The following is a 19,351-nucleotide window of genomic DNA, read 5'->3' on the forward strand; positions in this document are numbered from 1 at the left end:
GACCTATTCTCCTCGTAACAGCGCATCGAGATCGGGCAGCCACGCGGTGTCGGCGGGAACGACGACACCCCGCGCACACAGCGCGGCGAGCTCGTCGGCGTCGACCCACGCGATCGCGAGATGCTCTCGCGGCTGCGGTGTACCGGTGACGAGTTCGGCGCGCAGCGCGACGAGGTCGACCCCGGCGGCGACCTCGACCGGTGCGCCGATCGCTTCGCCCACCGTGACCTCGACGCCCAGTTCCTCGTCGAGTTCACGACGCAGCGCCTCGGCGGTGGTCTCCCCCGGCTCGACTTTCCCGCCGGGCAGCTCCCACAGACCCGCGAGATGTTCCGGACGTGCGCGCTGCGCCAACAGGAGTCGGCCGGCGTCGATGACCGCACCCGCGACGACGATCCGACTCATCCGATCACCGCGATGCGGTCCGGGTCGAGGGTGACCGCGACCTCGTCGCCCACCGACACCGCCCGGTCCGACACCGCCGCGTACTGCGCGCCGGACGACAGACGGATCTGCAACAGGTACTCCTCGGGCAATGCCGCGACCGATTCCACCCGCGCGAGCACCTCCGACGTCGACGTGACGACCAACGACCGGGGTCGCAACCCCAACTGTCGTTCGGCCCCGGTCTCGGCCGCTCCGCGCTCCGGCAGCGAGACGCGCCCGACCGCGGTGACCGCGACGTCGCCGTCCATCTGCGCGGTCACGACGCTGGTGCAGCCGACGAACCGTGCGACCCACTCGCTGATCGGGGTGCGCCAGACGACGTCCGGTGTGCCCGACTGCACGATGGACCCCTCGGACATGATCGCGATCCGATCGGCCAGCACCGCGGCCTCCTGATGGTCGTGCGTCACCAGGATCGTGGGTGTGCCTGCCGCCCGGAGGATCTCGGCGATGTCGACGGCGAGACGTTCCCGCAGGCGGCGATCCAGCGAGGAGAGCGGCTCGTCGAGCAGGAGGAGTCGCGGACGTGGCGCCAGGGCGCGCGCGAGGGCGACGCGCTGCGCCTGACCACCGGAGAGCTCGGAGACCGGCCGGTCCTCGAGACCGGGAAGGCCCACCAGGTCGAGCAGTTCACCGACCCGCTCGGTCGTCGCCGACCGGGACCATCTGCGCGCGCGCAGACCGTAGGCGATGTTGGCCGACACCGTTCTGCCCGGCAGGAGTTGACCGTCCTGGAACACGACGCCGAAGTCGCGGCGATGGGTGGGCACGTCGGCGAGATCGACGCCGTCGAAGCTGATCACGCCGGACGTGGGGCGTTCGATGCCGGTGATGGCGCGGATCAGCGTCGACTTGCCGCACCCGGACGGGCCGAGCAGCGCGGTGACCACCGACCCGTCGGTGCCGATGGACAGGTCGAGGCCGTCGAGGACGATCTGATCGCGGTAGGCGACCCGGAGCGATCGGATGTCGAGCATCTAGAACTCACTGCCTTCCACGCCGCGCAGGGACTCCATGATCACCACGACGACGGCCGTCGCCGCGATCAACAGCATCGAGCACGCCATCGCGGTCGCGAGGCTGTCGGCGCCGGGTCGGTTCAACGCGGATCCGATGAGCACCGGCAGCGTGGTGGTGCCCGGCCGGGCCACGAAACCCGTCGCCCCGAACTCGCCGAGCGCGATGATGAACGCGAACGCTGTTGCCACGCCGAGGGATCGCCAGATCAGCGGTAGATCGACCGTGCGCCAGACCCGCCAGGGCGAGGCGCCGAGACTGGCCGCCGCGTGCCGCAGCGATGTCGGGACCGCCGCGAGGGCCGGAGCGATGATCCGGATGACGATCGGCGCCGCGATGAGCGCCTGGACCGCGGGGACCACCCCGGGCCACGCGGCGACCTCGGCGGGCAGCGACGCCAGCACGACGAGGTAGCCGAATCCCACGGTCACCGCGCTCACCCCCAATGGCAGCAGGGCCAGGCCGGCGCCGACGGTCGCGACGGCGCCGCGCGACCGCTGCAGCGCGAGGGCTCCGAGCAGTCCGACGATCATCGCGAGCACGGTCGCCCACAATGCACTGATCGCGCTGTACTGCAGGGTCTGCAGTGGCGTCTCGCCGTTGACCGACTCGGTCAGCGATCGATACCCGGACAAGGTCCACGAGTCGGGATCGGTCACCGACCCGCCGGAGGTGGGGCGGACCGAGCGCAGCGCCACCACCGCGAGGGGACCGACGAGCAGGATGACCGCCCACACCGTCGCGCCCGCGGCCGACACCGCACGCAGGCCGGCCAACGGCGTCGGGGCGGCGGCCCTCGCCGCGACCGCCTCGGTGCGGGGTGTGAGCACACGGGCCGCACCGACGACGATGACGACCAGGACGATCTGCACCATCGAGAGCGCGACCGCCGCGGGTATGTCGAAGTAACCGATGGCCTGGGTGTAGATCGCCGTCTCCAACGTCTGCCATCTGCCGTTGCCCAGGATGAGGACCACGCCGAAGCTGCTGGCGCAGAACAGGAACACCAGCGCTGACGAGGCGAGGACGGGGACGGCCAGCCGCGGGAGGACCACGGTGCGAAAGGCACGCCAGGGCGACGCGCCCAGGGTGCGCGCGGCCTGCTCGGCGCGCGGATCCATCGTGCGCCACACCGACCCCACGACCCGGACGATCACCGCGACGTTGAGAAAGGCGTGGGCGGCGAGGATCGACCACACCGATCCGTCCCATCCCAGCCCGGCCAGCGGGCCACCGCGGCCGAGCAACGCGCGAAAGGCCATGCCGACCACCACGGTGGGCAGCACGAACGGCACCGTCACCAGGACCATCAGGGCCGTCGACCAGCGCGGCGCCGCCACCGCGACCAGCCAGACGATCGGGGCGGCGACGATCAGGGCGACCACGGTCGACCCGGCGGCCTGCGCGAGGGTGAAACCGAGCAGTCCCCACGCGTCGGTCCGCGCGAGCAGCGTCCCGAGTCCGGCACCGTCGGACACGTCGAACGCACGCCGGATCAGGGCGCCGACCGGCCACACGAAGAACACACCGAGGAACAGCAGGGGGACGACCACGATCGCGCCCACCCCGACCGAACGGAGTCGCCCGGACGCGCCCGACGTCAGTTGACCAGCGAGAATGTCAGCGCCCCATGATGGTTCGCCACTGCTGCTGCCAGCTCTCACGGTTCTTGGCGATGGACGCCGCCGACAGGTCGACCGTCGACTCCGGCAGTGGCGCGTTCTTGGCCCACGACTCGGGCAGCGGGGTGTTGTCGCGCACCGGGTAGACGTACATGGAGTCGGGCAGGGCGGCCTGCACCTGCTCGCCGAGCATGAAGTCGACGAGCTTCTTCGCGCCCTCGGTGTTCGCGGCGCCGCGCAGGACACCGATGTACTCGACCTGTCGGAAACAGCTGTCGAGCAGTGCCTTGGTGGCCGGGTTCGCGGCCGGTGACGACGCGTAGGAGACGACGATGGGCTTGGGACCCTTGCCCTCTCCGCCGGAGAACTGCTGGTTGTACCCGGTGTCCCAGCCGGCCTCGACCGAGACGTCGTTGGTGCGCATCGCGCGCCAGTAGTTCTGCCAGTCCGCGGGGAACTGCGCGATGGTCGCGAGCAGGAAGCCCATGCCCGGCGACGACGTCGCCGGGTCCATCACGACGGTGTCGCCGGAGTAGCGCGGGTCGGTCAGGTCGTTCACCGATGTCGGCGCGGGGATGTTGCGTTGGGCGAACCAGGCCGTGTCGACGTTGATGCACACGTCACCGCGGTCGACCGGGGTGAGCTGGTCCTTCGCTGCGCCGGTCAGCGAGTACTCCTGCGCACCGCCGGTCAGAGCGGGTGATCGGTACGCCTCGAGCGCGTTCGCCGACACCGGTCGCGAGGCGAAGGTGTTGTCGATGCCGTAGACCGCGTCGACCTTGGGCCGGCCGGGGGTGAGTGAGATCGTCGACGCGAGCTGCCCGGCGTCGCCGGATTTGGCGATCTTGAGGGTGAGGCCGGACTGCTTCTCGAAGTCGGCGATCACGTTGTCGGGGAGGGCGAACGAGTCGTGGGTCAGCAACGTGACCTCGTCGGAGGTGTCCGAACTGCCGCACGCCGAGGCGAGTGACGCGACCAGTACCGCCCCGAGGGCGATCGCGACCGCATTTCGACCCCACCGCTGTTCCCGCTGTTGCCGACCCCACCGCTGCACCCGATTGACCTCCTGCTCGACACTGCGCTACCCAACGATCTAACCAGCCGCCGGCGAACGCGGCGTGTCGGCGGTGTCACGGTGCCACCATGGGTTTCATGACTGCTTCACACGACAAGTCCGGCGACGAGCTCCTGAGCGCCGACCGCATCTCCGCGGTGGCGGCCGTACTGCCGGAGTGGGAATTCGGCGACCGCGTCATCCGACGGGATTTCTCGGCACCCACCTTCCTCGACGGCATCGCCTTCGTCGGTCGGATCGCCACCGAGGCCGAGAACCGCGACCACCACCCCGACATCGACATCCGCTGGCGAACGGTGACGATCGCGCTGAGCACGCACTCGGCAGGTGGGCTGACCGAGCTCGACGTCGCACTCGCCGGCGCGATCGACGACCTGTTCCACGAGATGTTCGACGCCGTCGAGGACTGACCGGTCGGGGTGTCGATCGGGTGTGGACCGAGTAACAATCGGATCAACAGTCTCAACTGTCACTCCTGTACCAGGCTAGGGTCCCTGGACGGCCGCGGACACGCGGTCACCACCTACACTGACGCCCGACGCTCTGCGTCGGGGGAAGTGACAACGACAAACGGTCTGCGCCCACGGGGCGACCACGGTTCGCCGTCAGCGCGGACCGAACACACGATGGGATGTAATTGTGCGTTTTGGTGACGTGCGTCCGGGGTCCTGGACCCGCCGGGCCGTCTGCGTAACCGCTCTGGCCGCCGCGACCGCTCTGTCGGCCCCGGCCGTCGCGTCCGGCGCTCCGGCACCCGCCGTGCCCAAGGTCGACCAGCAGACGCTGAGCTCGCTCGGCGCCTTCGTGCCCGCGATCGTCGGCTCGGTCGCCACCGCAGGACCCGACGGCAAGGTCAACGCCGACATCGCCTCGCAGGCGAAGGCACTCGCCTCGGTCCCGGGCATGCCACCGGCCGTCGGCGAGATCTGGAACACCGTGGTCGGGTTCCTCGACAACACCGCGAAGCCGTCCCAGGTCGCGAAGGTCGCCGCCAAGAACGACCCGATCATCCCGACCGGTCCGAACGCCCCGCGCATCCAGCAGTTCCTGTACCCGACCATCGGTATCGGCTGCCTGCCCGACGGCAACTCCGTCGGCACCGCACTGGTGACCGCGGGCCCGCAGAAGGCCCCGACCCCCGGCCCCGGCCGCGGCCAGGCCGGCTTGGTCTACACGAGCCTCGGCACCGGTCCCGCGGTCGACAACAACCGCGCCCCGCTGATCGCGATCTGGATCAACATCGACACCGGTCGGACCGGCCAGATCAACCTCAAGCGCAACGAGAAGATCAACGCCGTCAACGGTCCCGGTACGTTCACCGCGATCGCGAACACCGGTAAAGGCCGCGTGCTGTCGGCGATCTACGGCAACGTCACCACCAAGATCAAGGGCAAGAACGTCGGGTGCACGATCGTGCCGACGGTGGGTCTCGCCTACATCTGATCTCGCAGAACTGATCTCCACGACGCCGGGCGTCTCCGCAACCGCGGGGGCGCCCGGTTCTCGTCGGCCTCCCCGGTGACGCTGCTCCCGGTTCGATAGCGGTTGCGTCTCATAACGGAAACGCGCCTTGTCACCGGTCTCGACGCCGTGCGACCGTTGCTCTCAAACACCATCCGTCACATCAGTAACAGGACTGTCTCGCCATTCTCGCGCGACGGGCCGCCCGCAGAGGAGCACCATGTCCGCGTCTCGTCCGTCGTCCGTCCGCCGCGCACTCGCGGCCGCCGCCATCTGTGCCGCAGGTCTGTCGATCACCACCGGCGTCGGTCCCGCCTCGGCGGACCCCGCGGTGAGCGCCGCCGATGCGGCCACCATCGCGCAGACCCTGTCCGGGGCGACGCCGTCGGCGGCGTCGGGTGCCGACGTCCTCACCCTGCTCTCCGAGGCCAACGCCGCCCTGCGCAAGCTCGGGATCCAGCCGTTCCTGAACCCCTCGGTGGCGTTCAACTGCGTCGCCCCCACCGCCTCGAACCCGCTCGGGATCGCACCGGCCGCCGGCGGGGCCATCGCCGGACCCTGGGCGGCACCGGGGATCGCACTGCCGAAGATCCCGTTCGTCGACATCGACCCGAACGTGGTCAAGGACGGGCAGACGCTCTACGGCTTCGTCCCCGCCGGCGTCACCAGCGACCCGACCGCCACCGGCATGCAGGTCGCCTGGTTCAACGCCAACACGGGCAAGTACGGCCTCGCCGGTATGGGCAAAGCCGGGCAGACGCTGACCGATCAGTGGCTCGCGAACATCCCCGCCGGTCCGGTGAAGACCGGTGCCACCATGGTCCTGGGCAACCTCGTCAACGCGCTGGCCCCCGCGGGCAGCCGCCTCGCCCCGGTCGACACCGGCAAGGGCACGGTCCTCTCGGCGGTCTTCGGCACCGTGAACAACGGTGCCCGCAGTTGCTTCTTCCTCCCGATGGTGGGTATCACCAACGCCTGAGCGCGGCCTCCACCGAGGTCTCCGGGAGCAGGTTCAGGAGACCTCGGTGGGGATCGTCTTGCCGCTGCGCAGATCCCCCATGGACTCGAGTTCCATGCCGTTGGTCTCGGGCACCTTGAACTGCACGTAGAAGTACGAGATCAGGGCGCACAGCGCGAAGAACCCGTAGACGTAGGCAAGTCCGAGGGACTCGCTGACCTGCGGGAAGAGCAGCGAGATGGCGAAGTTCGCGATCCAGTTCATGGCCGTACAGACGCCGAGCGCGACGCCGCGGATCCGGTTCGGGAACATCTCGCCGAGCATCACCCACATGACCGGACCCCAGGTGGCCGCGAACGCGACGACGAACAGGTTGGCGCCGATCAGGGCGAGGGTGCCGTAGGTGTCCGGGAGTGTGACGCTATCGCCGGAGCCCTGCTGCTGGGTGAACGCGATACACGCCAACACGAGTCCGATGAACATGCCGACCGAACCGATCTTCAAGAGTCGGCGACGGCCGATGCGATCGACGAACAGGATCGCACCGAAGGTCATCACCACGTTGATGACGCCGGTGATGACCGAGGTCTTGAACGACTCGCTCTCGGAGAAACCCACGGACTGCCACAGGGTCGTCGAGTAGTAGAAGATCGCGTTGATACCGACGAACTGCTGCAGGACGGCGATCCAGATACCGACCCACACCAGCGGGTGCAACCCGAACGACGGGCCGCGGATGTCCTTGAGCGAGACGGTGGACTCGCGCTTGAGCGTCAGCCGGATCTCCTTGACGCGGTTGAGCGGATCCTTCTCGCCGGTGATGTCACGCAGGATCCGGGCGGCTTCCTCGTCGAGGTTGTTGCCGACCAGGTAACGCGGGGACTCCGGGATCATCAGCGCCAGGACGCCGTACACGATGGCGGGGATGACGCCGACAAAGAACATCCAGCGCCAGGCCTCGATGCCGAACCACAGGTCGTTCGACGCACCACCCGCACTGTCCTGCAGGAGCGAGTCCGACAGCAGCGCGATGAAGATGCCGATCGTGATCGCCAGCTGCTGCATCGACCCGAGCGCACCGCGGAACTTCGCGGGTGCGATCTCGGCGATGTAGGCGGGTGCGATGACCGACGCGATGCCGATGCCGAGGCCACCCAGCACGCGCCAGACGATGAGATCGGGGACGCTCCAGGCGAATCCGGTTCCGATCGACGAGATGAGGAACAGGAACGAGCCGACCAGCATGACCGGCTTGCGGCCCCACTTGTCGGCGAGGCGGCCTGCGAACCAGGCGCCGAGAGCGCAGCCGAGCAGCGCGACGGCAACGGCGAAGCCCTTGAAGAACTCGCTCAACTCAAAGTGTGAACCGATCGAGTCGACGGCGCCGTTGACGACGGAGCTGTCGAAGCCGAACAGGAAGCCGCCCACGGCGGCGGCGACCGTGACGCCGATGACCTTCGCGACGTGTTGGTCCTTGGTGGTGGCCGGGCTCGTGGTGCTCATCTGGCTGCCCCGATCTGCGCAGTAGGTATGTGTCGGGCACGCACGACCGCGATCTGCGTAGGTCGGCATACGTGCCGCGCAAAACGCTACTCCGCACGCAAACTCGATGGACACGCAATCGCCCCACGACTCGCGGTCGAGTTCTTTTCCCGCGGTTTAGGATCTCCTGCATGGTCACGCTGCAGATCGCCCAGGACCCCGCCGCCGACGAACTCCTCTCGAACGATCCGTTCGCCCTGTTGGCGGGCATGTTGCTCGATCAGCAGTTCCCGATGGAACGGGCGTTCGCCGGGCCCGCCACGGTCCTCGACCGTTTCGGCACGCTGGACCCCGAGAAGATCGCGCTGGCCGACCCCGAGGGGTTCGCCGATCTCTGCGCCACTCCCCCGGCGATCCACCGCTACGGGCGGTCGATGGCCAAGCGTCTGCAGGACCTGGCGAACGTGATCGTCGCCGAGTACGACGGCGACACCACCCGCATCTGGACCGAGGCGACCAGCGGAGCCGATCTGGTGGCGCGCATCAACGCGCTCCCGGGCTTCGGCGAGCAGAAGGCCAAGATCTTCACCGCGCTGCTGGCCAAGCAACTCGATGTCAAGCCCAAGGGGTGGACGACCGCGGTCGGCGACTACGGCAAGAAGGGGTTCCGGTCGGTGGCCGACGTGGTCGACGAGGAGTCGTTGAACAAGGTGCGTGCGTTCAAGAAGGCGGCGAAGGCGAAGGCCAAGGCCGGCGCCTGATCGACCCGCGACGTGTCCGGTTCGCTAGCATCACGCCACGTGACGATGCGAACACTCGCTGTGGCGATGACACTCTCCGCGCTCGCGGCTCTGACCGCCTGCGGCAGCGACGACGACGGTGGTTCGAGCAACCGTGGGTCGGGAACCGAGACCGATCCCATCTCGGTGGAGAACGTGTTCGTCGTCCCGGCGGCCGTTCCCGGGAACTGCACCGTCCAGATCGGCGGCACGGCGGCCCTGAGGTACGTCGTGTCGAACTCCTCGTCGACCACGCCCGACCGCCTGGTCTCGATCTCGACCGCGCAGGCCGAGCGGGTCGAGACCGCGCCCGCGCTACCGGTCGACATCCCGGTGAACACCACGACCGGCTCCGGACAGCCCGCGCGCGGGGCCGACGCGTTGACCACCCGGCTCGTCGGGTTGCGCGACGCGGCTGCGCCCGGCGTGTCCTTCGACGTCAGGTTCACGTTCGCCACCGCGGGCGAGATCACGGTTCGTGTGCCGGTGGAGGCCTGCCCGGTCCGGTGACGAGTCAGCCGAACCGACTGATGTTCGCTGGGTCACACCGCTATGGCATAGCCTGTCATCCATGGATGTAAAGCTCGCCGTGGAGCTCCCGTTCAAGGTCGGCTTCGCCATCACCAGCGTGGCGTTGGCCGCTGTCGAGTCGAGCGTGACCATCGCCCGCCTGACCTTCGAGAACGTGGCGCACGAGGTCAACGGTGTCCTCGGGGTCGAGGACGAGAACTTCTCCGCGCGGACACCGTTGGCACTCATCAGCCAGGTCGCCGAGATGCTCGGTCCGGACCGGCCGATCGGCAGGATCCTCTCCGCCGACGGTGCGCTGGATCGTCTCCTGGCCCCCGGTGGGGTCGTCGACCGCCTCACCGCGCGTGACGGCTCACTGGAGAAACTCACCGCCACCGGCGGTCTGCTCGACCAGATGGCCGAGGACAACGGGATCCTGATCCGGCTCACATCGAAGGACGGTCCGCTCGACCGGTTGAGCCGCAAGGGCGGCGTGATCGATCAGTTCACCGAGAACGAGGGCATCCTCGAACGCCTCACCAGCGAGGGCGGGATCATCGACAAGCTGACCGCCGAAGAGGGTCTGCTGAACAAGATGACCGCCGAGGGCGGCATCATCGACCGTCTCGTGGTCGAGGGCGGTCTGCTCGACCAGTTGGTCGGCGAGGGCGGGGCCGTCGAACGGGCGATCGCGCCCAACGGTCCCCTCGACCGCATCACCGAGCTCACCGACACCATCGGCCAGCTCGCCCCCAGCATCATGGCGATCCAGGAGACGGTTCACGAGCTGCGTGACGCGGTGGACGTCCTCAACCACGCGGTCACCCCGCTCGGCGATCTCGCGGGTCGCCTGCCCAAGCGGCTGGTCCGCGGCGGCAACAAGCAGCACGAACTCAACGGGCACGACCACCACCACGACTGACCGTCACGGTCGGGGTTGACCTCAACCTCACTTGAAGTCGGATCCTGGTCGTATGACGACGACCACCCATCATCCGACCCTCGACCACCGGGATCTGCCACACCTCCTCTCGCGCATGACCGGCGACGAGAAGCACGATCCCGCTTCGCAATCCACCCTCGACGTCGTGTGGGTGCTCTACCACGACGTCCTCTCGCTCACGCCGGACCGCGTCGACGATCCCGACCGGGACCGGTTCTACCTGTCCAAGGGACACGGCCCGATGGCGTTCTACGCGACGCTGGCGGCACACGGATTCTTCCCGGCGGAATGGCTCGACGGCGCGATGGCGTTCGACTCCCCACTCGGCGCCCACCCGGACCGCACGCTGATACCGGGGTGCGAGATCTCCGCCGGTTCGTTGGGGCACGGTCTGCCGTTGGCGGTCGGGACGGCGCTCGGTCTGCGTGCCCGCGGCAGTGACGCACGCGTCTACGTCCTGGTCGGCGACGCCGAACTCGACGAGGGCTCCAACGACGAGGCCATCGCGTTCGCCGGCGCCATCGGACTCGACAACCTCACCGTCGTCGCCGTCGACAACTCGTCGTCGACCCACAACCGGCCGCATCGCCTCGCGCGGCGCTTCGACGTCGAACAGTGGTCGACCACCGAGATCGACGGGCACGACCACGACGCCATCCGATCCGCACTCACCCGCTCCGCGGGCCGCCCCGCGTTCATCGCCGCACTGGTCGAGAGGAAGTCATGAACGACCCCCGCGAACAATTCGCCGCCACCGCAGTAGATCTCGTCGACACGCACGCCGACACCGCCATCGTCTACGCGGAGATCGCCGGGCAGTACCTGGGCGCCGCGCAGCGTCGCCATCCCGACCGCGTCATCAACGTCGGCATCCGCGAACAGCTGATGGTCAACGTGGGTGCGGGGCTGTCGCTCGCCGGTGTCTTCCCGATCGTCCACACGTTCGCGCCGTTCCTCGTCGAACGCGCCTACGAACAGATCAAGTTGGGCTTCGCCCATCAGGACACCGACGGGATGCTCGTGTCCACCGGCGGCTCGGTGGACATGGCGGCCGTCGGTCGCACGCATCAGACCAGCGCCGACGTCGCGCTGATGGGTGCGGTCCCGGGATTCACGGTGCACGTTCCCGGCACCGCGGCGGAGGTCGACCAGGTGATGCGGCGCGGACACGTCACCCGCGGTCGGAGCTACGTGCGCGTGACCGCGCAACAGAATTCGCGTTCGTTCGACGTCGGCGACGGCCGCCTGCACCGCGTGCGGAACGGATCGAACGGTCTCGTGGTGATCGCGGTGGGTCCCGTGCTCGACGCGGTCCTCGCCGCGACCGAGGGACTCGACGCCACCGTCTGTTACACGGCGACGGTCCGTCCGTTCGACGGCGCCGGCGTGCGCGCCGCGCTCGGCGACGCGGTGCCCGACGTGGTTCTCGTCGAGCCCTACATGGCCGGGACCTCGGCCCATCAGGTGGGCTCGGCGCTCGCGCACCGGCCACACCGACTGCTGTCGCTGGGATTCGGTGTCGACGAACTGCGCAACTACGGGACTGCCGCGCAACATCTTTCCGCCGCCGGGTTGGATGCGGCCGGGTTGGCCGACTCGATCCGCTCGTGGCGGACGCCGGTTGCCGTGTGAGGGGGGCGGGCCTACGGTGGGTGACACCGGAACGAATGGGAGAACCCGTCATGGGACAACCGATACCCGCGCCACCGCCGCCCGAGCCGGAACCGGCACCCGAGCCCTTCTCACCTCCGGTCCCGGAACCGTCACCCGTGCCCGCGCCGACGCCGGAGCCGACGGTTCCGTCACCGGAACCGGGACCGGGCCCCACGCCGCCGGATCCGCAACGACCCGTCACGATCTGATCAGCCGAGTGCGTCGACGACCCGGTCGCGGTATCCGTCGAGGTCGGTGACCACGTCGGGCGACGCGGTGATCGAGATCGCCACGGTGTCACCGATCCCGTGGACGCCGTGGGTGAGCGACTGCACCGGCGAGAGCGCCGGGAACCCGGCCGTGAAGCGGACCGTCCCCCCGCCGAGGGTCAGATCGGCCGCGCCTCGGTCAACGCTGGACACCACGGTGTGGCCGGTGACCAGTTCGGGCACCACAGTGGTGTCGAAGGACCGTGCCCCCCAGTGCAGCAGTGCCGCGGGGACCGATCCCATCGCCGCGGACTCCGCCTCGGTGAGGTGATGATCCGTGCGGCGCCGTGCGGCGTCGAGGTCGGCGCGAATCGCCCGCGCCCGGCGGGTCGGATCGGTCTCGTCGACGTGTAGACCGACCCCGGCGTTGCGAAAGTGGTTGCGCGCGCGGGCCGGTCCGGGTTTGGCGATGGTCACCTCGGCCCGCAGCTCGGTGTCCTTTCGCACGGACAGGTGGCGATCGAGTGCCCGACCGATCACGACGAGTGCACCGACGGTCACGCTCCCGCCGATCTCTCGGAGCCGATGCGTCGAGGTGAGCACCACCCGCACGTCACGCCGCTGGCCCGGGGCGGCGTTGATCGGTGACCTCGGACCGCCGGGCTGCGGCGCCGCGCGGACGCCCGCGGCGATGTCCCGCTCGAGGTCGCGATGGGCGAGATGGGCACGCCGACCCCGACGCATCAGCGAGACGAGTTGCAGCGGCAGGCGAGCGATCCCGAGCCCGGCCAGGACCGTCGATCCCACGCCGTACCCGGTGGTGGACGAGGCGGGGTCCGCCGAGCCGATCGGGCGACTGTCGAACAACTCCCGGGCGATGCGCGTGGCCCGGGAGCCGTCGGCGAGGGCATGCGCGATCTGCAGGACGGCGACGACCATGGTGTCCCCGTCCACACCGGGTGCACCCGGCACGGCGTCGTAGAGATGGACCCGCCAGCCCTGCGTGGTGGCGTCGAGTTGAGTGGCCATCCGTCCGGCGAGGTCGGCCAGACACGCGTCCCACCCGGACACCCTGCGGTGGATCCGGATCTGATCGGCGGTCACCGGCGCCGACACCCAGTACGGATGATCGAGCGTGGCGGGCACCTCACGAACTCGGATCCGCAGATCGGCGATGGCCGACGCCCGCCCCTCGAGGTCGGCCGCGATCCGTTCGATCGGCGCGTACACCCCGACGAAACCGAACAGCAGGAACTGATCGTTGGGGATCTTGGCCGACATCCAGTGGGTCTGGGCGTCGGTGGCCGTCATGCGCTCCACGCCACGCACGCTAACACCGCGATCCCGTGCGCGGCCCGTGGTTACGAGGTGCGGCTACCCGCGCTCCACGCGTACGGCAGTTCGTCGTCGTTGAGCACGTGCGCGCCGATCGACTGCAGCTTGTAGATCAGCGGGTTGTGCACCGAGATGGTGCGGGCGTTGCGCCAGTGCCGGTCGAGACGGAGTCGCTCGGAGACGATCGACGCCCCACCCACCTCGAAGAGCTGGCTGGTGGCCGCGAGGACCTGCTCGATCACGGTGGCCTGCGCGCGCGCCGACGCCAGTTCGGCGGCGTCGAGCTGGGCGTCGTCGAACGCGCCGGTCTGCGCCGCGTGGTCCAGGGCCACGTCGAGGGTGTCGGCGACGGCGAGGACGGTGACGCGCGCCGAGTAGGCGGCGGCCGAGAGACGGCCGATGACCTGCTGGACCAACGGATCGTGTCGGGGCAGATCGGCGGTGGCGTGGGTGTAGCTGCGGGTCCGGGCGCGCACCCACGCGGCGGCGTCGTCGGTGGCCCGCTGCGCGATGCCGGCGAGCACGGCGAGCTGGACCAGCTGTAGGTAGGACGTGCCGTACGTGCGGCCCGCGGCCCCGTAACCGGCGCCGAGCAGTCGGTCCTCGGATACACGGACGTCGACGAACTCGGTTGTGCCACTGGCGGTGAGCCGCTGGCCGAAGCCGTCCCAGTCGTCGTGCTGGGTGACGCCGTCGGCGTCCCCGTCGACCAGCACCGAGACCCGCTCACCGTCGAGGTCGGCGGCGACGAGGATGTGGTCGGCGTAGAGGCTGCCCGTGCTGTAGTACTTCGTGCCGTTGAGAACCAGTCCGTCGGCGTCGCGTGTCACGGCAGTCCGGTAACGGTCCACCGCCCCGACGCCGGGCTCGGTGATCGCGTTGCCCACCAACCGGCCGTCGGCGACGGCACGCAGCCAGCGCTCACGGGCCTCGGCGTCGGTCGACAGCCGCTGGTCCTCGACGAAGCTCCAGTGCACCCGAAGCGCCTGCGGCAGGTTGGATTCCGCCGACGCGAGGTCGATGAGCAGGTCGAACACCTGACGCACGGTGGCGCCGAACCCCCCGAACTCGACCGGGACGCGCAGAGCGCCGAACCCGGCCTCGCGCAGCCATCCGGCCTCGTCGTAGGCAAGGCGGCGATCGATCTCGCGCTCGACCGCCCCTTCGGCGATGCGGGCGAAGATCGGGTCGAACCTGGCGTGCAGGTCGGCGTCGGATGTGGTGGCGGCGATGGAGATGGTCACGACCGCAAAGTATCGCCGCCGCCGGCGGGACAGGACAGACATGCGATCACGGTGAACGAAACGCCGTACCGACGCGCGTCCGACGGCGCCGTATTCTCGCGGCATGCGCCACGGAATCGCGATCCTTCCCGAGTACCGCTGGACCGACGCCCGTCCCCTGTGGGAGCGGGCCGAGGAACTCGGCTTCGACCACGCGTGGACCTACGACCACGTGGTGTGGGGTGGGCTGCCCGAGTCGGAGTGGTTCGGCGCGATCCCCACGCTGACCGCGGCCGCCACGGTCACCTCCCGGATCTCGCTCGGGATCTTCGTCGCCTCACCGAATTTCCGTCATCCTGCCCCCTTCGCGCGTGAACTCCAGACCGTCGCCGACGTGTCCGGCGACCGCCTGCTGGTCGGCCTCGGAGCGGGCGGGGACCCCGACTCCACCATCCAGGGCGGGGAGGCGCTGTCGGCGAGACACCGCGTCGACCGCCTCCAGGAGTTCACCGAACTGCTCGACCAGGTGCTGAGCGCCGACCACGTGACGTCAGAGGGACGGTGGTTCTCCACCACCGACATGCGGCTGCGCGGCACGCCGATCCGGCCGCGGAATCCGTTGCTGCTGGCGGGCAACGGCCCCCGATCGGTCGACTATGCGGCGCGCACCGGGGACGGATGGATCACCACGGGTCCGCGGGCCGATGACCTCGACGCGTGGTTCGACGCGGTGGCGGTCAGCTCCGCGAAGCTCGACGACTCGTTGGACCGCGCGGGCCGCGCCCGGGCCGATTTCCCGACCTACCTGAGCCTCGACTCGTCACCGGTGGCGTCACTGTCGAGTCTCTCGCTCTACGGCGACATGACCGGCCGGGCTGCCGAACTCGGTTTCAGCGACGTCATCTGTCACTGGCCGCGCGACACCGACCCCTACCGCGCGTCGGTCGAGGTGCTCGACGAGGTCGCCGAGCAGTTCCTGCGACGCTGAGCCGTCCATCCATCCGACATGTCGCGGCCGGTGGGTTGACAGTTCTCACCCGGCCCTGTTGACTGGTCCTCGGTTCAAGTTTTTGTGTTCGATTGTCGCTCGCAAGAATTTACACAAGAGCGCGTCGGGACATTCTAAAAAATTCCTTTCGCACCCGTTGTGGTAGTACCCGATGTCTCACACGAGGTGAGACGTCGATCTTACGGAAACAAAGGAAACATCCCATGACTCAGGGAACTGTCAAGTGGTTCAACGCCGACAAGGGCTTCGGCTTCATCACCCCGGATGACGGCGGCAAGGACGTCTTCGTCCATTACTCCGAGATCCAGGGTGGCGGATTCCGCAGCCTGAACGAGAACGATCGCGTGAGCTTCGAGACCGAGCAGGGCAACAAGGGCCCGCAGGCCGTCGGCGTCACCGCCGTCTGACCCTCGCTTTCTCCGATCAACCCCGTTCGCAGCCGATTTCGGCAGCGGGCGGGGTTGATTGCTGTTCTGGGTCGACCGTCGCGCGCGGCGGTCACCGCGCCGGCGGCATCAGATCCGCACGGTGGACGAACGCCGCCGCCCCGACCAGCGGGGCGGTGTCGCCGAGGCCGGCAGGCACGACCCGCACCCGCGCCACGTACTCCAGCGGGTGTTGCGCGACCCGCGCGCCGATGAGCTCGACGAGGTCGGGCGCGACGCGGGCGAACCCGCCCCCGACCACCACCAGGTCGATGTCGAGGAGCGCAGCGGCACTCGAGATGCCCTGCCCCACAGCGTCCGCCAGCCGCGCGACCGCTCGGTCCGCCACCTCGTCGCCGGCGGCCCGGTCGCGAGCCAGATCTTCACCCGTCGCCCCGGTCCACCCCTGCGTACGGGCCCACTCGACGAGGTGCGGACCCGACGCCACCGACTCCAGCGTCGTACGGCGTCCCAGGCTGAGCTCGCCGGTGAACTCCGAGACCTCGATCTGACCGATGTGTCCGGCGTTGCCGCCGATGACCCGGCCGCCGAGGATCATCCCGCCACCGATGCCCGTGGAGATCACCATGCCCAGCATGTTCGCCACCCCACGGCCCGCGCCCACCCAGTGCTCGGCGAGCGCGATCGCCACGCCGTCCCGGGCGAACGCCACCGGAACATCCGGTGAACGTCGAGCAACGAAGTCCGACACCACATCTCGCAACGGGTGTCGGCGCCAGGCCGTCAGGTTGATCGGACTGACGGTGCCGTCACGTTCGTCGACCGGCCCGGCGCAGGAGACGCCGACGCCGATGAGGCGTTCGACACCCCGCTGATCGAGAACCCGATCGAGCACCTCGGTCACCGCTGCGTCGAGTTCGTCGGCGGTGCGGGTCGGGCCGGTCGGCGCGCGGAAGCGGGACCCGTCGATCACAGATCCGGTCGAGTCCACAAGCGCAGCCTCGGCTTTGGTTCCGCCGACATCGACGGCGAGGACAACGGGGCCGGTCACAGGGCCAGTCTAGGCGAGCGGCCGGCACCACCGACCGCGATCGAGGTGTCGGCGAAGGGCGGTAACGTGCGAACGATGACATCGGCAACGCACGACCCCGCACTCTGGACGCAGGAGCGGGCACAGACCGCGGCCACCGTCATCGCCGCCCTCGCCGGTCCCGACGCCGCACTCCGCGAGGACCAGCTCACAGCCGTGGCCGCGCTCACCGAACCCGGCGCCCGTGTCCTGGTCGTCCAGGCCACCGGGTGGGGCAAGTCCGCCGTGTACTGGGCGGCCACCGCGATCCTGCGGTCCGAGGGCGCGGGTCCGACGCTGATCGTGTCGCCGTTGCTGTCGCTGATGCGTGATCAGGTCGCCGCCGCGCAGCGCGCCGGACTGACGGCGGCTACGGTCAACTCGTCCAACGTCGGGGACTGGAACGCGATCGAGGAGGATCTGCGGTCGGGCAGCCTCGACGTCCTGCTCGTCTCCCCCGAACGGCTGGCCAACCCGGGCTTCGGCCGGCGGGTACTCGACGCGGTCTCGGACACGCTGGGCCTGCTGGTCATCGACGAGGCGCACGCCATCTCCGACTGGGGTCACGACTTCCGGCCCGACTACCGCCGCGTCGCCGACGTGCTCGCGAGCGTCAACACGACCATGCCGGTCCTGGCCACCACCGCCACCGCCAACGAGCGTGTGACCGCCGACGTCGCACGTCAGCTCGGCCCGGCGACCCTCGTTCTGCGGGGACCGCTCGCCCGGACATCGTTGCAACTCAACGTCATCGACTCGATGAGTCCCATCGAGCGCTACGGCTGGGTGGTCGACCACATCGCACGCCTGCCCGGCTCGGGAATCGTCTACGTCCTGACCGTCGCCGACGCCCAGCGGCTCGTGGACGCGGTACACGCCGTCCACGGCGACGAGATCCCGATCGCCGCCTACACCGGCCAGCTCGACGCCGACACCCGCCACCGCCTCGAGGACGGTCTGCGCGCCAACGAGCTGAAGGCGCTCGTCGCCACCTCCGCTCTCGGGATGGGCTACGACAAGCCCGATCTCGGGTTCGTCGTGCACGTCGGCTCGCCACCGTCGCCGGTGTCGTACTACCAGCAGGTCGGCCGTGCGGGACGCGCCATCGACCACGCCGTGGTCGCGCTGTTGCCGTCGCCATCGGACACCGGCATCTGGGACCACTTCGCCACCGCGACCATCCCCGACCCCGAACAGATGACGAAGGTGCTCGCAGAACTGGACGCGTCCGACGAGCCGCCGTCGGCGATCGCCATCGAGGCGTCCACCGGCATCCGACGCACCAAGGTCGAGCTCATGCTCAAACAACTCGCGGTCGACGGCGCGGTCGACCGCGTCGAGGGAGGGTGGCGGTCGACCGGCACACCCTGGACTTACGACGCCGAGCACTACGACGGCATCATCGCCACCCGACGCCGCGAGGCCGACATCATGCGCGCCTACACCCGCGGCGAACGGTGTCTGATGGCGTTGCTGGTGGAGTCACTCGACGACCCCGAGGTACAGGCGTGTGGCCGGTGCTCGGTCTGCCGGGGCGCGCTGTCGGAAGGGCTGCAGGGCCGCCCCGCCGACGAGACCGTCCGCGCCGTGTCGTCGACCCTGCGCACCGGCGCGCACGAGATGGAGCCCCGCAAGATGTGGCCCGGCGGCGCGTTCGGCGCCAAGGGCCGGATCCCGGCACAGTTGGGCGCCGAGACGGGCCGCGTCCTCGTCCACGCCGACGCCCCGGAGTGGACCGACACCCTCGAGGGTGCGCGCCGCGGGGACACCGCCGCCGTCGCCGACGTGGCCGCCGCGGCGGTGTCGGCCCTGTCGGCATGGCGATCGAGTTGGGTGTCGCGACCGGACACCGCGATCTCGCTGAGCCTGACCTCGTCGGCGCTGTGCGCGACGATCGCCGACCATCTGGCGCAGGTGGGAAAACTGGACCGTGACGTGTTGCCGATCGAGTCGTCGGACACCCCCGGCCGGGATGCGTCCGGCGCCGACGAGGCCGCGTTCTGGCGCACCGCGCTGGGATCACCGCCCGACGTCGTCGACAAATCGGTTCTGCTGGTGGTCGATTCGACACGGACCGGATGGCCGGTCACCGTCGCGGCCGCCAAGCTCCGCGAGGCCGGCGCCACCGCGGTGTTGCCCCTCGTCATCCACCGCCCGGCGTGACCACCGACTC

General features: G+C 69.4%; 19 protein-coding genes. 11 read left to right on the top strand and 8 right to left on the bottom strand.

Annotated elements, in window-relative coordinates; translation table 11 throughout:
• Positions 1-3: 3 nt before the first annotated feature.
• From LX13_RS15805 to LX13_RS15820, 4 genes are all read right to left on the bottom strand, one after another.
• Positions 4-405, bottom strand: a complete 402-nt coding sequence (locus LX13_RS15805; protein ID WP_253662256.1) for a (deoxy)nucleoside triphosphate pyrophosphohydrolase — start codon at positions 403-405, stop codon at positions 4-6.
• Positions 402-1,424 (bottom strand): ABC transporter ATP-binding protein, encoded by a 1,023-nt coding sequence (locus LX13_RS15810; RefSeq protein ID WP_253662257.1) that lies wholly within the window; start codon positions 1,422-1,424, stop codon positions 402-404. Before LX13_RS15810 ends, LX13_RS15805 begins: the two co-directional genes overlap by 4 nt.
• Entirely contained in the window at positions 1,425-3,017 is a 1,593-nt protein-coding gene (locus tag LX13_RS15815; protein ID WP_253662258.1) for an ABC transporter permease, read from the bottom strand. It abuts the gene before it with no gap.
• 67 nt (positions 3,018-3,084) lie between these two features.
• A complete protein-coding gene (locus tag LX13_RS15820; protein ID WP_253662259.1) occupies positions 3,085-4,140 on the bottom strand; it encodes a thiamine ABC transporter substrate-binding protein in 1,056 nt (351 codons plus the stop codon).
• A 98-nt stretch (positions 4,141-4,238) separates the two neighbouring features.
• On the opposite strand from LX13_RS15820, the gene LX13_RS15825 reads away from it, so the two are divergent.
• From LX13_RS15825 to LX13_RS15835, 3 genes are all read left to right on the top strand, one after another.
• A complete protein-coding gene (locus LX13_RS15825; protein WP_253662260.1) occupies positions 4,239-4,571 on the top strand; it encodes a 4a-hydroxytetrahydrobiopterin dehydratase in 333 nt (110 codons plus the stop codon).
• 229 nt (positions 4,572-4,800) lie between these two features.
• Complete coding sequence (locus LX13_RS15830; RefSeq protein WP_253662261.1) at positions 4,801-5,604, top strand: Rv1157c family protein; 804 nt, start codon at positions 4,801-4,803, stop codon at positions 5,602-5,604.
• A gap of 238 nt (positions 5,605-5,842) precedes the next feature.
• Positions 5,843-6,601 (top strand): hypothetical protein, encoded by a 759-nt coding sequence (locus LX13_RS15835; RefSeq protein WP_253662262.1) that lies wholly within the window; start codon positions 5,843-5,845, stop codon positions 6,599-6,601.
• Positions 6,602-6,634: 33 nt separating this feature from the next.
• Here LX13_RS15835 and LX13_RS15840 read toward each other — a convergent pair whose 3' ends face one another.
• Complete coding sequence (locus LX13_RS15840) at positions 6,635-8,083, bottom strand: sugar porter family MFS transporter (protein WP_253662263.1); 1,449 nt, start codon at positions 8,081-8,083, stop codon at positions 6,635-6,637.
• Between the two features lie 170 nt (positions 8,084-8,253).
• On the opposite strand from LX13_RS15840, the gene LX13_RS15845 reads away from it, so the two are divergent.
• The 5 genes from LX13_RS15845 to LX13_RS15865 all read left to right on the top strand — a co-directional run bounded on the left by LX13_RS15845 (position 8,254) and on the right by LX13_RS15865 (position 11,926).
• Positions 8,254-8,823 carry an HhH-GPD-type base excision DNA repair protein gene (locus tag LX13_RS15845; RefSeq protein ID WP_253662264.1) on the top strand — a complete coding sequence of 190 codons (570 nt, stop codon included), beginning with the start codon at positions 8,254-8,256 and terminating at the stop codon, positions 8,821-8,823.
• A gap of 45 nt (positions 8,824-8,868) precedes the next feature.
• Entirely contained in the window at positions 8,869-9,351 is a 483-nt protein-coding gene (locus tag LX13_RS15850; protein WP_486389601.1) for a copper chaperone PCu(A)C domain-containing protein, read from the top strand.
• Positions 9,352-9,412: 61 nt separating this feature from the next.
• Positions 9,413-10,273, top strand: coding sequence for a hypothetical protein (locus tag LX13_RS15855; protein ID WP_253662266.1), 861 nt, complete (start codon positions 9,413-9,415; stop codon positions 10,271-10,273).
• Positions 10,274-10,325: 52 nt separating this feature from the next.
• Positions 10,326-11,021, top strand: a complete 696-nt coding sequence (locus LX13_RS15860; protein ID WP_253662267.1) for a thiamine pyrophosphate-binding protein — start codon at positions 10,326-10,328, stop codon at positions 11,019-11,021.
• Positions 11,018-11,926, top strand: coding sequence for a transketolase family protein (locus tag LX13_RS15865; protein WP_253662268.1), 909 nt, complete (start codon positions 11,018-11,020; stop codon positions 11,924-11,926). The genes LX13_RS15860 and LX13_RS15865 overlap by 4 nt, the downstream gene beginning before the upstream one ends.
• A 230-nt stretch (positions 11,927-12,156) precedes the next feature.
• Here LX13_RS15865 and LX13_RS15870 read toward each other — a convergent pair whose 3' ends face one another.
• A complete protein-coding gene (locus LX13_RS15870; RefSeq protein ID WP_253662787.1) occupies positions 12,157-13,467 on the bottom strand; it encodes a WS/DGAT domain-containing protein in 1,311 nt (436 codons plus the stop codon).
• Between the two features lie 50 nt (positions 13,468-13,517).
• Complete coding sequence (locus LX13_RS15875; RefSeq protein ID WP_253662269.1) at positions 13,518-14,777, bottom strand: acyl-CoA dehydrogenase family protein; 1,260 nt, start codon at positions 14,775-14,777, stop codon at positions 13,518-13,520.
• A 61-nt stretch (positions 14,778-14,838) separates the two neighbouring features.
• On the opposite strand from LX13_RS15875, the gene LX13_RS15880 reads away from it, so the two are divergent.
• Together LX13_RS15880 and LX13_RS15885 are read left to right on the top strand one after the other, a co-directional pair.
• Positions 14,839-15,702, top strand: a complete 864-nt coding sequence (locus tag LX13_RS15880) for an LLM class flavin-dependent oxidoreductase (protein ID WP_253662270.1) — start codon at positions 14,839-14,841, stop codon at positions 15,700-15,702.
• A 224-nt stretch (positions 15,703-15,926) separates the two neighbouring features.
• Complete coding sequence (locus LX13_RS15885) at positions 15,927-16,130, top strand: cold-shock protein (RefSeq protein ID WP_188489746.1); 204 nt, start codon at positions 15,927-15,929, stop codon at positions 16,128-16,130.
• A 91-nt stretch (positions 16,131-16,221) separates the two neighbouring features.
• Here the strand turns inward: LX13_RS15885 and LX13_RS15890 are convergent, their stop codons facing one another.
• Positions 16,222-17,160 (bottom strand): ROK family protein, encoded by a 939-nt coding sequence (locus LX13_RS15890; RefSeq protein ID WP_253662271.1) that lies wholly within the window; start codon positions 17,158-17,160, stop codon positions 16,222-16,224.
• Between the two features lie 75 nt (positions 17,161-17,235).
• On the opposite strand from LX13_RS15890, the gene LX13_RS15895 reads away from it, so the two are divergent.
• A complete protein-coding gene (locus tag LX13_RS15895; protein WP_253662272.1) occupies positions 17,236-19,341 on the top strand; it encodes a RecQ family ATP-dependent DNA helicase in 2,106 nt (701 codons plus the stop codon).
• Positions 19,342-19,351 lie beyond the last annotated feature (10 nt).

The sequence above is a fragment of the Williamsia maris genome (assembly GCF_024171815.1).
Classification (GTDB): domain Bacteria; phylum Actinomycetota; class Actinomycetes; order Mycobacteriales; family Mycobacteriaceae; genus Williamsia_A; species Williamsia_A maris.

Bases quoted from the DNA above. Each gene is read 5' to 3' on its own strand.
- LX13_RS15845 (WP_253662264.1), top strand. From the start codon at position 8,254: ATGGTCACGCTGCAGATCGCCCAGGACCCCGCCGCCGACGAACTCCTC.
- LX13_RS15825 (WP_253662260.1), top strand. From the start codon at position 4,239: ATGACTGCTTCACACGACAAGTCCGGCGACGAGCTCCTGAGCGCCGAC.
- LX13_RS15805 (WP_253662256.1), bottom strand. From the start codon at position 405: ATGAGTCGGATCGTCGTCGCGGGTGCGGTCATCGACGCCGGCCGACTC.
- LX13_RS15895 (WP_253662272.1), top strand. From the start codon at position 17,236: ATGACATCGGCAACGCACGACCCCGCACTCTGGACGCAGGAGCGGGCA.
- LX13_RS15860 (WP_253662267.1), top strand. From the start codon at position 10,326: ATGACGACGACCACCCATCATCCGACCCTCGACCACCGGGATCTGCCA.
- LX13_RS15885 (WP_188489746.1), top strand. From the start codon at position 15,927: ATGACTCAGGGAACTGTCAAGTGGTTCAACGCCGACAAGGGCTTCGGC.
- LX13_RS15835 (WP_253662262.1), top strand. From the start codon at position 5,843: ATGTCCGCGTCTCGTCCGTCGTCCGTCCGCCGCGCACTCGCGGCCGCC.
- LX13_RS15880 (WP_253662270.1), top strand. From the start codon at position 14,839: ATGCGCCACGGAATCGCGATCCTTCCCGAGTACCGCTGGACCGACGCC.
- LX13_RS15875 (WP_253662269.1), bottom strand. From the start codon at position 14,777: ATGTCTGTCCTGTCCCGCCGGCGGCGGCGATACTTTGCGGTCGTGACC.
- LX13_RS15865 (WP_253662268.1), top strand. From the start codon at position 11,018: ATGAACGACCCCCGCGAACAATTCGCCGCCACCGCAGTAGATCTCGTC.
- LX13_RS15855 (WP_253662266.1), top strand. From the start codon at position 9,413: ATGGATGTAAAGCTCGCCGTGGAGCTCCCGTTCAAGGTCGGCTTCGCC.
- LX13_RS15870 (WP_253662787.1), bottom strand. From the start codon at position 13,467: ATGACGGCCACCGACGCCCAGACCCACTGGATGTCGGCCAAGATCCCC.
- LX13_RS15850 (WP_486389601.1), top strand. From the start codon at position 8,869: ATGCGAACACTCGCTGTGGCGATGACACTCTCCGCGCTCGCGGCTCTG.
- LX13_RS15810 (WP_253662257.1), bottom strand. From the start codon at position 1,424: ATGCTCGACATCCGATCGCTCCGGGTCGCCTACCGCGATCAGATCGTC.
- LX13_RS15840 (WP_253662263.1), bottom strand. From the start codon at position 8,083: ATGAGCACCACGAGCCCGGCCACCACCAAGGACCAACACGTCGCGAAG.